This window comes from Pseudonocardia acidicola (assembly GCF_012911935.1).
GTDB classification, from domain to species: Bacteria; Actinomycetota; Actinomycetes; order Mycobacteriales; family Pseudonocardiaceae; genus Pseudonocardia; species Pseudonocardia acidicola.
In genome coordinates this window covers 46,102-56,160 of record NZ_JAAXLA010000043.1, presented here as the reverse complement: position 1 = coordinate 56,160, position 10,059 = coordinate 46,102, and the positions used below count along the sequence as shown (strand labels likewise).

Here is a 10,059-nt window from a genome sequence, read left to right as displayed (position 1 = left end):
GTGCCCCACGGAGGGCCTCCTGGGTTTCGAGTAGGTGCGTCAGACACACCCACTCCGCCCGGAGGCCCTCCCCTCGATCAAGCCGCCACGCCGGATCGACCTGTCAACAACGTGGTGAGTCGCTACAACTAGCGCGCTCGTGCGCGGGAATCGTCGTCATGGCGACGATTCCCGCGCACCGGCACGTCAGTGCTCCCGAAGCCGTGCGCCGAGGTCCTCGACCAGCTCTCGCCAGCGGGCGGCCTCGGCGTCGAACGGCGGGCTCGGGGCCAGTCGGGTGGGGTCCGGGCGCACCACGAACGACACCAGCCAGCCCAGGCGCTCCGACTCGGCGAGCGCCTGCTCCGGTTCGTCGTCGTCGGCCCACGCGCCCACGTCGAGCAGCAGTTCGGTGGCCAGCTCGAGCTGGGTCGGGTCGACGGCGAGGGTGCCCTCGACGATGTCGTGGTCGATGCCGGTGAGCACGTAGCTGTTGAGCTCGTCGACGGTGACCTCCAGCTCGCCGACCTCCGCCTTCTCGACCACCTGCGACCAGGTCGACGCGGCGACGAGGTCGTGCCCGTCCTTGCCGTCGCCGGCGAGGTGCCGGGCCAGCGCACGCTCGCTGCCGAACACGTCGATCTTGCCGTCCGAACCCAGGAAGACCGGCCTCTCGGCGAAGTAGCAGCGCAACGTGACGAACTCGCCGTCCCGGGTGGTGATCCGGATGGGGTCGATGCCGACCTCCTCCCAGAAGCCGGCCGGAACGTCGTCCGCCTCGTCCTCGGCGACCTGTTCGGCGACCGCGGCCTCTTCCGCCTCGGTCTCGATCTCCGCATCGTCGGCGTCCGGGTGCTCGGCCCGCGCGAGGACCTCCTGCTCGGCCTCCCGCTCGGCCAGCGCCGCGGCCTCGGCCGCCGCGGCGGCCAGCGCCGTGGCATCGACCTCCGGGGTCGTGACGAGCTCGTCGAGGGTGTCGATCACCTCGTCCCAGCGCTCGGCGATCGTCTCGACCATCCGGGCCCACAGCCGGGCCCCCTCACGGCCGGTGAACGGCAGCGTGCCCTCGTTCAGCAGCGCGAACCCGGGCGTCGAGTCGAGGATCTCGGTGACCTTCTCCAGGCCGCACACCTCGGCCAGTGAGCGGATCATCTCGGTGATCTCGGCGAGCTCACCGATCGTCCAGGTGTCCGCGTCCTGGGCGGCCAGCTCCGGCACCCCGATGATGTCGTAGCGCTGGGTCTCCTCCGGGGTCAGCTCCGCGACCGACAGGTCGGGGACCACGGACCAGGCGGGGTGGTCGGTGAGGTCGTGTTCCTCCGCGGTGCGGACGTAGGCGGCGAGCTGCGCGACCTCGGGGAACGCGAACAGCGCGTCCTCGTCGCCGAGGAAGGCCTCCCACTCCTCGCCGTCCTCGCGCCAGCGCGGGGCCCAGAGCGTGACCAGGTCGCCCTCGGTGAGCGAGAGCCGGATCGGGACGATGTCACTTGCCACGGCCGCCACCCTAGCCAGGACCGGGGGATGTCCGAACGGGCAGGTCAGCGCCCGACCGGAGGCCGGACCGCCCGATCTCGCAGCACGCCCGCGGCCGGGACGCGTCGGGCGCCCGGCTGGGGTCCGGTTCCCACGGCCGGGTGGAGACGCAGCCGGACCGCACCGTGCTGAGGGGCGTCGGCCCCTCCAGGGTGGTCGGGTCCATCATCGAGATCGCCAGGTCGATGGCCTGCGGCCTCGACCGATGGCCGGGGAGCGCGCTGCCCCGGGGACGGCGCCGGGCACCGGGCGCGGAACCGGGGCGTGCACCCGCCCGCGAGAGCGTTCGGCCGGCTGCCGGCCCCGGGCGGTCGACCGCCCGCCGCAGTTGGGGCGCGGCGGGCGGTGGCCAGGGTCCGATGCCGGTGTCGATCAGGTTGAACTGTGCAGTCGGACAACGCCGACGGTGACGTCCTCGAGCCCGCCGCGGTCGAAGTCACGTCGAAGCTGGTCCGCCTTGATGGTCGCCGTCAGGCCGTCGTACGGGCCATGGGCGTCCACCTCCCCAGTCTGGGGGTCGACGGCCAGCACGACGTATCCGTCGCACTGCGTGAGCTTTTCCGCCGCCGCGACCAGTGTCGCCTCGTCGGAAGTCGTGTTCTCCGGCACCGGATCACCTCCTAGTCATCTAGTACAGCGTCGGCGGGGGCTCCGGCGTGACAGTGTTTGTGGCTTACCACCCGTTCGGGTCAGGGTGATTATCGGCGTTGATCACCAACCGTGCCGATATGGGAACGCAGTGCGCATGATCCGGCTGAGCGGTGGACGTGCGTCACGGTTCTGACACGCTTCGTGATCATGGTCGGCAGCGGCGGTCCGGCGAGCGCGGGTCCGTCGGCGGCCGGACAAAGGTGATCGTGTGGGGCGGCGGTGGCGCGGGATCGGGGCTGCCGCTGCGCGTCCCGGAGCAGCTGTTGATCACTCGCCGTGGTCTGTGGCGATCCGGCCGCATCGCCCGGCCGCCCGGCGGAAGGGCGCCACAGCGCCGCAAAGATGTCAGGATCTCGACCATGCGCACCCTTCGCACCGCTGACGCGCGGTTCGCTGATCTGCCCGGCTTCGATCTTGCTCCGCGGTACGCCGACGTCCCGGACCCGGACGGCGGAACGCTGCGGATGGCCTGGGTCGAGGCCGGGCCGTCGGACGGGCCGGTGGTGTTGCTGCTGCACGGCGAACCGAGTTGGTCGTTCCTCTACCGAGCGATGATCCCGGTGCTCGCGGACGCGGGGCTGCGGGCGGTGGCGCCGGACCTGGTCGGTTTCGGCCGCTCCGACAAGCCCACCGAACTCGCCGACCACAGCTATGCCCGGCACGTGGAATGGGTTCGGGCGCTGGCGTTCGACGCGCTGGACCTGCGCGAGGTCACCCTCGTCGGCCAGGACTGGGGCGGGCTGATCGGGCTGCGGCTGGTCGCCGAGCACCCGGACCGGTTCGCCGCCGTCGTCGCCGCGAACACCGGTCTGCCCACCGGCGACGTCGACATGCCCGAGGTGTGGTGGCAGTTCCGGCGCGCGGTGGAGAAGGCCGAGACGCTGGACATCGCGCGGCTGGTGCAGTCGGGCTGTCGCACCCGGCTCGACGACGCGGTCCGTGCCGCCTACGACGCTCCGTTCCCCGACGAGAGCTACAAGGCGGGCCCGCGCGCGATGCCCACGCTCGTCCCGACCCGCCCCGACGACCCCGCGACCGAGGCCAACCGGGCGGCCTGGGCGGCGCTGAGCGGCAGCGACGTGCCGTTCCTCTGCGCGTTCAGCGACGGCGATCCGATCACCGGTGCGATGGGCCCGATCCTGCAGCGCACGATGCCCGGCGCGGCGGGCCGGGAGCATCCGACGATCACCGGGGCCGGGCACTTCCTGCAGGAGGACGCCGGGCCCGCGCTGGCCGCCGAGGTCGCCCGCTTCGTCAGCGCGGTCCGGTGAGCCCGCACCCCCCGTCGCGCCGGTCACCGGCCAATGCGGGGTGGGGATGCCGGCAGATCGGCGAGTTCAGCCGGCTGACGCCACGCAAGAAGCGATTCAACTGGCTGCGCCCGGGGCCGCTGGTCGCGTCCCGCAACGACTGGCTGGCGCGCCGGTTCGGCGACCCGACCGACGACATGCGGCGGGCCTGGCTCGAGCGGCTGCCCGCGTTGCAGCGGGCCACGTTGCCGGCGCCGGACGTGGACCTGCGGACCCGGGTGATCGACCGGTTCGCCGGCCGGGACCGGATCTCGATCGCCGTGCTCGGCGACCCGGGGGAGGGCGACGCGTCGCAGTACGCCGTCGTGCCCGTCCTGCAGCACGTCGCGGCCGACACCGACCTCGCGGTGCTGTGCAGCGACCTGATCTACCCGGCCGGCGGTATCGGTGCCTACGCGGATCGTTTCTACCGCCCCTACGCCGACTACCCCGGCCCGATCTACGGACTGCCCGGCAACCACGACTGGTACGACGGGCTGACCGGGTTCATGACCACGTTCTGCGACGTCCCGCCCGACGCCGGCGCACCGACCGTCCGCGGGCCCGGTTCGGCGCTGCAGCGCACGCTGCGCAGGCTGGCGTGGCGCCGCCCGCCCACGGCGACCGTGGCGGAGGTCGCCGACATGCGCTGGTACCGCGACGCCGAGTCCCAGCAGGCCGTGCAGCCCGGCCCGTACTGCGCGATCGACGCCGGCCCGGTGCGGCTGGTCCTCATCGACACCGGCATCACCGGCCGGATCGACCGGGAGCAGGGGGAGTGGCTGCGCGCGGTCTCGGCGCCGAGCGACAAGCCGAAGATCCTGCTCACCGGCACGCCGATCTACAGCTACGGCACGCTGGGGCGCTGCCCGATCGGAGGCGGCGGCGACGTCAACGAGATCGTCACCGAGCCGGCGCACAACTACGTCGCGGCGATCGGCGGCGACGACCACAACTACCAGCGCTACCCCGTCCATCTGCGCGACGGGCGCGTGATCCAGTACATCGTCAGTGGCGGTGGCGGGGCGTATCTGTCGGCCACCCACCAGATCCCGGACGTCGACCGGTTGGCACCGGCCTGTCGCGAGGAGGACTTCCGCTGCTACCCGCTGCGTGGCGACTCGCTGGCCCACTTCAGCCGCCGCTACGACGCGCTGCTGGCGTTCGGCCGGGGCCTGCTGCGGATCTCGCCGGAGGACGCCACGACCATGATGGCCGAGCGGATCGGCATCACCCCGCCGCGCACCGGCACCCCGCCCGAGCAGATCAGCGCCCGGGCCCGGCGGGCGCTGGAACGGGTGTTCCCGCTGCCGGCCCGCGGCGCGCCGGCCGCGCACAATCTGATGTCGGTGCTGTTCGACTCCGACACCCCGCCGATGTTCAAGAGCTTCCTGCGCCTCGACGCGTCCGCGGACGAGATGGTGATCGACTGCTGGGCGGCCACCGGCTGCCTGGAGCACGAACGCGACCCGGTGTTGGAGGACCGGGTACGCGCCCGCGTCGGGCCCGACGGGCGCTGGTGCTGGACGAGCGAGACACCGGGCAGAGCGGTTCCGTAGGCCCGATAGCCTGCGCGCATGGACGTCCGTGTCGTCGACCACCCGCTCGCCAAGGCGCGGTTGAGCACCATGCGCGATGCGCGTACCGACAACGCGGCGTTCCGGGCGGCCTTGCGCGAGCTCACCCTGATGCTGATCTACGAGGCGACCCGGGATGCCGCCGTCGTCACCGAGCCGTTGCACACCCCGGTGGCGCGCACGACCGGCTACCGGCTGGCGAACCCCCCGCTGCTGGTGCCGGTGCTGCGCGCCGGGCTGGGCATGGCCGACGCCGCGCAGGGGCTGATGCCCGAGGCGCAGATGGGCTTCGTGGGCCTGGCCCGGGACGAGACGACGCACAAGCCCGTGCCGTACATGGAGTCGCTGCCCGAGTCGCTGGCAGGCTGGCCGGTCTTCGTGCTCGACCCGATGCTGGCCACCGGCGGCTCGATGGTGCACACGATCCGGTTGCTGACCGAGCGTGGGGCCGGCGACGTGACGGCGGTCTGCGTGCTCGCCGCACCCGAGGGCATCGACCACCTCGCGGCGAGCGCCCTGCCGGTCCGGGTGGTCACCGCGAGCATCGACGAGCGGCTCAACGACTCGGCGTTCATCGTCCCGGGCCTGGGCGACGCGGGGGACCGGCAGTTCGGCGCGGTCTAGGCCGGTCCGGGGCGGGCCCGCCAGCCGCCGAGGTTGGCGCGGACCGCGGCCTCGAACACGACCTTGGGGTCGCCTGCGCCGGGCGGCAGGAAGTCGCGCAGCTGCAGCGAGACCAGGCCGTGCACCATCGCCCACAACGCCAGCGAGACCGTGGCCGCGTCGGCCTCCGGGCGCAGCGTCCCGGCCCCGACGGCGCGCTCGACCAGCCGCAGCAGCTGCTCGAAGGCCGCGGTGGCCAGCGCCACGGACTCCTCGTCGAGCGGCAGGTCGGTCTTCGGGCTGGTGAACATCACGTCGTAGAAGTGCGGGTCGGCCAGTGCGCTGTCCCGGTAGGCCAGGCCGAGCGCCACCATGTCCTCGATCGGATCATCGGTCGGGGTGACGGTCGCGAGGTGCTCGCCCAGGCGACGGAAGGCCTCGTCGAACAACGCCTTGAGCAGCCCGGGCTTCCCCCCGAACAGCGAGTACACCGCCGTCGTGGACGTGCCGGCCTCGGCGGCCAGCCGGCGCAGGCTCAGCGCCGCCAGTCCCTGCGTCGAGAGCGTGTGACCGGCTGCTTCCAGCAGCCGGAGCCGCAACGACTCGTCGTGCACCTTCGGGCGAGGCATCACCCGAGGCTATCGCCACGGCGTTTCCGTTCCGCCGGGGCGCCGCCGCGGTAACGGTCCGGCGGCGCGTTCGAGATCACTGGTGGCGGCCCCGCGGATCGCGGCGGGCCCGGGGTGGGGGTGTGACGGTGCGAAGCGCGATCGGGCGTGCCCGAACCGTGGTGCTGATCTTCGCGGTGCTGCTGATCGGCGCACTGCCGACGGTGCCGCGCGTCGAGCCGCCGGCCGGCGAGCGGACCGCGGGGGTGCGGCCCGCCGCGGAGCCCCGCACGGCGGTGCCGCTGCGGGTGATGCCGCTGGGCGCGTCGAGCACCGAGGGGCTGGGCAGCCCGGCCACCGCCGGCTACCGCGTGCCGCTGCTGGCCATGCTGCGCCGGGACGGGGTCGCGGTCGACTTCGTGGGGTCGCAACGCAGCGGCCCGGCGTCGCTGGCCGACCGGGACAACGAAGGCCACTCCGGGTGGACGGTCGCGATGATGGTCCCGCGGGTCGCCGGCTGGGTACGGGCGGCCCGGCCGGATGTCATCCTGCTGCACGCCGGCACGAACGACCTGGGCGGCGGAGCGAGCGGCGCGGTCGTCGCGCAGCGCCTCGACGACCTGCTGAACCGGATCTACCGGCAGGCGCCGTCGGTGCATGTCGTGGTGGCCGGGGTGTGGGCCAAGATGCGCTCGCGGGCCGCCGCGCGGGCCGACCTCGCGGCCCGGACCCCCGGTGTGGTGACCCGGCACCGCACGCTCGGCCACTCGATCACGTTCGTGGACACCTCCGACCTGGTGTCCCCGTCGGAGTTCGCCGACGGCGTGCACCCGAACGCCGCCGGGTACGCGCGGATCGCGCGGATGTTCGCCCGCGAGATCGAGACCTACCTGGCCGGGCGGCGCGCCTCGGCTACGGCATGAGCCCGGCGGCGACGGTTGCGCCCAACTCCCAGCACGCCTCCAGCGCGGCCTTGTCCGGCGTCCCGCTGACCTGCACCGGCGCTACGGCCCGCTGCCAGCCGAGGCCGTCGGCGATCGACTCGACGGCCCGGACGGCGCCCTCGACGCCGAGGTTGCCGTGCACGTACAGGCCGTACGGAAGCCCCCGCCCGGAGTCCAGCGTCGGGTAGTACACCTGGTCGAAGAAGTGCTTGAGCGCTCCCGACATGTACCCGATGTTCGCCGGTGTACCGAGCACGACGCCGTCCGCGGCGAGCAGGTCGGAGACGGTCGCGGCCAGCGCCGCCCGGCGGACGACCTCGACGCCGGTGATCTCCGGATCGGTCGCCCCGCGCAGTACCGCGTCGAACATCTCCTGCGTCGCCGGGGACGGCGTGTGGTGCACGATCAGCAACCGGGCCATGGGGGCGATTCTCGCCCGTGCGCGGAAATCGCTGCCGGGGCGACTATTTCCGCGCACGAGCGGCGAAGCCGCTCAAGCCGCTCCTCGGCCGCGGCCCGGGCGGCGGGCAGCGCGGCCGGGTCCGGCACCGGTTCGACGACCTCCAGGTACGCCTTGAGCTTCGGCTCGGTGCCCGACGGGCGGATCACCACCCGGCGGCCCGCGCCGCGCAGCACCAGCACGTCGGGCGCCGGCCACTCCACGTCCCACCCGGGCGGCGGGGTCGCCCGCAGCCGCTCCAGCACGGCGTCGCGGGCCGCGGGCTCCAGCCGCAGCGACAACCCCTCGGTGCGGTGCACGCCGTGTGCGACGGCGAGCTCGTCGAGCCGGCCGAGCAGGCCGCTGCCCGCGGCGCGCAGTCCCGCGGCCAGATCGGCGGCGAGCACGGCGGCGGCGATGCCGTCCTTGTCGCGCACGGCATCCGGGTCGACGCAGTAACCCAGCGCCTCCTCGTAGCCGTACACCAGCCCGGGTCCGCCGCGCACGATCCACTTGAAGCCGGTGAGCGTCTCGGTGTAACGCGCGCCGTACTGCGCGGCGACCGAGCGCAGCATCGACGACGACACCACGGTCGTCGCGACGAGCGGGTCGTCGTAGCCGCCGGAGCGCAGCAGGTGATCACCGAGCAGCACGCCGGTCTCGTCGCCGGTGAGCATCCGCCACGAGCCGTCGGGCGCCGCGACGCCGAGCGCGCACCGATCGGCGTCCGGATCGAGCGCGACGGCCAGATCGGCGCCGACCTCGGCGGCCAGCGCCAGCAGCGCGTCGGTCGCCCCCGGCTCCTCCGGATTGGGGAAGGCGACGGTCGGGAAGTCCGGGTCCGGCGCCGCCTGCGCGCCGACGACGTGCACGTCGGTGAACCCGGTCCGGGTCAGCGCGTGCACCGCGACCGCCCCGCCCACGCCGTGCAGCGGGGTCAGCGCGATCCGCAGCGTGCGCGCCGCGCCCCGGGGCAGCCGGGCGACGCGGTCCAGATAGGACTCCGTGACGTCCACCGTGGAGACCGTGGCGGCGGTGGGGACGGCGCCCGCCGCAGGCGCGGCGGCGATCCAGGCCTCGATCTCGGCATCACCCGGCGGCGCGAGCTGGGCGCCGTCGGCCAGGTAGACCTTGTAGCCGTTGTCGGCAGGCGGGTTGTGCGACGCGGTGATCTGCACCCCGGCGACGGCCCCGAGCTCCCGGACCGCGAACGCCAGCACCGGGGTGGGCAGCGCCCCCGGCAGCCCCCGGACGTCGAACCCGGCGCCGGCCAGCACCTGCGCCGCCGCCTCGGCGAAGGCCGCCGACCCGTGCCGCGCGTCCCGCCCGACGACCACCGTTCCCCGGGCGCCGTCGCGGGCCAGCCAGCCGGCCAGGCCGGCCGTCGCCCGGCGCACCACCGCGACGTTCATGCCGGACGGCCCGGCCCGCACCGGCCCGCGCAGACCGGCGGTGCCGAACCGCAGCGGCCCGGACATCCGGTCGGACAGATCCCGGATCGCGTCCGCGTCGCCGACCATGGCCCGCGCGAGCACCTGCTGCAGCTCGGCGCGGGTCGCGGCGTCCGGGTCGTCGGCGATCCAGCGCATCGCCGCGTCGCGCAGCGCGGGCGCCACGCTCATGCCCGGGCGATGAGCTCGCGCAGCAGCCCGCCCATCCGGGCTGCGGACGCGTGGCCCGCGTCGAGGACCTCCTGGTGACTCAACGGTGCCCCGGTCATCCCCGCGGCCAGGTTCGTGACCAGGGACAACCCGAACACCTCGACGCCCTCGGCGCGCGCCGCGATCGCCTCCAGCACCGTCGACATGCCGACCAGGTCGGCGCCGAGGGCGCGCAGCATCCGGATCTCGGCCGGGGTCTCGAAGTGCGGGCCGGGCAGCCCGGCGTAGACGCCCTCGGCCAGCGACGGGTCGATCTCCCGGGCCAGCGCGCGCAGCCGCGGCGAGTAGAGGTCGGTCAGGTCGGTGAACCGCGGCCCGGTCAGCGACGAGGTCGTCGTCAGGTTGAGGTGGTCGGAGATCAGCACCGGTTCGCCGACCGAGAGCCCTTCCCGGATCCCGCCGGCCGCGTTGGTCAGCACCACGGTGCGGCAGCCGGCCGCCGCGGCGGTGCGCACGCCGTGCGCGACCGGGCCGACACCGTGGCCCTCGTAGAGGTGTGTGCGGCCCAGCAGCACCAGGACCCGCCGGTCGCCGACGGTCACCGAGCGGATCGTCCCGCCGTGCCCGGACGCCGCCGGCGGCACGAAACCGGGCAGATCGGCCATCGGCACCTCGTGCGCGGGCTCGCCGATCAGGTCCGCGGCCGGCCGCCAACCCGACCCGAGCACCATCGCGACGTCGTGCGCCACGACCCCGGTCGCGCGGGCCAGCGCCCCGGCCGCCTCCTTCGCGATCTCCGTGACGGCGGGCGGCGGGGCCTCCGGGATGCTCATGC

General features: G+C 74.1%; 10 protein-coding genes. 4 read left to right on the top strand and 6 right to left on the bottom strand.

Going from position 1 to position 10,059, the window contains the following annotated elements:
* Positions 1-186 precede the first annotated feature (186 nt).
* Positions 187-1,473 carry a primosomal protein gene (locus HF526_RS21450; protein ID WP_169383335.1) on the bottom strand — a complete coding sequence of 429 codons (1,287 nt, stop codon included), beginning with the start codon at positions 1,471-1,473 and terminating at the stop codon, positions 187-189.
* A gap of 411 nt (positions 1,474-1,884) precedes the next feature.
* A complete protein-coding gene (locus HF526_RS21445; protein WP_169383334.1) occupies positions 1,885-2,121 on the bottom strand; it encodes a hypothetical protein in 237 nt (78 codons plus the stop codon).
* Positions 2,122-2,522: 401 nt separating this feature from the next.
* Between HF526_RS21445 and HF526_RS21440 the strand changes: the two genes are divergently transcribed.
* Genes HF526_RS21440 through upp form a run of 3 tightly spaced genes read left to right on the top strand, consistent with a single transcriptional unit; the run spans position 2,523 to position 5,653 of the window.
* On the top strand, positions 2,523-3,434 hold the full coding sequence (locus HF526_RS21440; protein WP_211177585.1) for a haloalkane dehalogenase: 912 nt from the start codon (positions 2,523-2,525) through the stop codon (positions 3,432-3,434).
* Complete coding sequence (locus HF526_RS21435; protein ID WP_169383333.1) at positions 3,431-5,011, top strand: metallophosphoesterase; 1,581 nt, start codon at positions 3,431-3,433, stop codon at positions 5,009-5,011. Before HF526_RS21440 ends, HF526_RS21435 begins: the two co-directional genes overlap by 4 nt.
* Positions 5,012-5,029: 18 nt before the next feature.
* Positions 5,030-5,653 carry a uracil phosphoribosyltransferase gene (gene upp / locus HF526_RS21430; RefSeq protein WP_169383332.1) on the top strand — a complete coding sequence of 208 codons (624 nt, stop codon included), beginning with the start codon at positions 5,030-5,032 and terminating at the stop codon, positions 5,651-5,653.
* On the opposite strand, the gene HF526_RS21425 is transcribed toward upp, so the two are convergent.
* A complete protein-coding gene (locus HF526_RS21425) occupies positions 5,650-6,261 on the bottom strand; it encodes a TetR/AcrR family transcriptional regulator (RefSeq protein ID WP_169383331.1) in 612 nt (203 codons plus the stop codon). The genes upp and HF526_RS21425 overlap by 4 nt on opposite strands.
* A 122-nt stretch (positions 6,262-6,383) precedes the next feature.
* On the opposite strand from HF526_RS21425, the gene HF526_RS21420 reads away from it, so the two are divergent.
* The gene (locus tag HF526_RS21420) at positions 6,384-7,163 is read left to right on the top strand and encodes a GDSL-type esterase/lipase family protein (RefSeq protein ID WP_169383330.1); all 780 of its coding nucleotides are present in this window, start codon (positions 6,384-6,386) and stop codon (positions 7,161-7,163) included.
* Here HF526_RS21420 and HF526_RS21415 read toward each other — a convergent pair.
* From HF526_RS21415 to HF526_RS21405, 3 genes are read right to left on the bottom strand one after another with little or no spacing between them, the layout of a single operon-like run.
* Positions 7,153-7,605 carry a flavodoxin family protein gene (locus HF526_RS21415; protein ID WP_169383329.1) on the bottom strand — a complete coding sequence of 151 codons (453 nt, stop codon included), beginning with the start codon at positions 7,603-7,605 and terminating at the stop codon, positions 7,153-7,155. The genes HF526_RS21420 and HF526_RS21415 overlap by 11 nt on opposite strands.
* On the bottom strand, positions 7,590-9,245 hold the full coding sequence (locus tag HF526_RS21410; protein WP_169383328.1) for a phospho-sugar mutase: 1,656 nt from the start codon (positions 9,243-9,245) through the stop codon (positions 7,590-7,592). Before HF526_RS21410 ends, HF526_RS21415 begins: the two co-directional genes overlap by 16 nt.
* The gene (locus tag HF526_RS21405; protein WP_169383327.1) at positions 9,242-10,057 is read right to left on the bottom strand and encodes a purine-nucleoside phosphorylase; all 816 of its coding nucleotides are present in this window, start codon (positions 10,055-10,057) and stop codon (positions 9,242-9,244) included. The genes HF526_RS21410 and HF526_RS21405 overlap by 4 nt, the downstream gene beginning before the upstream one ends.
* Positions 10,058-10,059 lie beyond the last annotated feature (2 nt).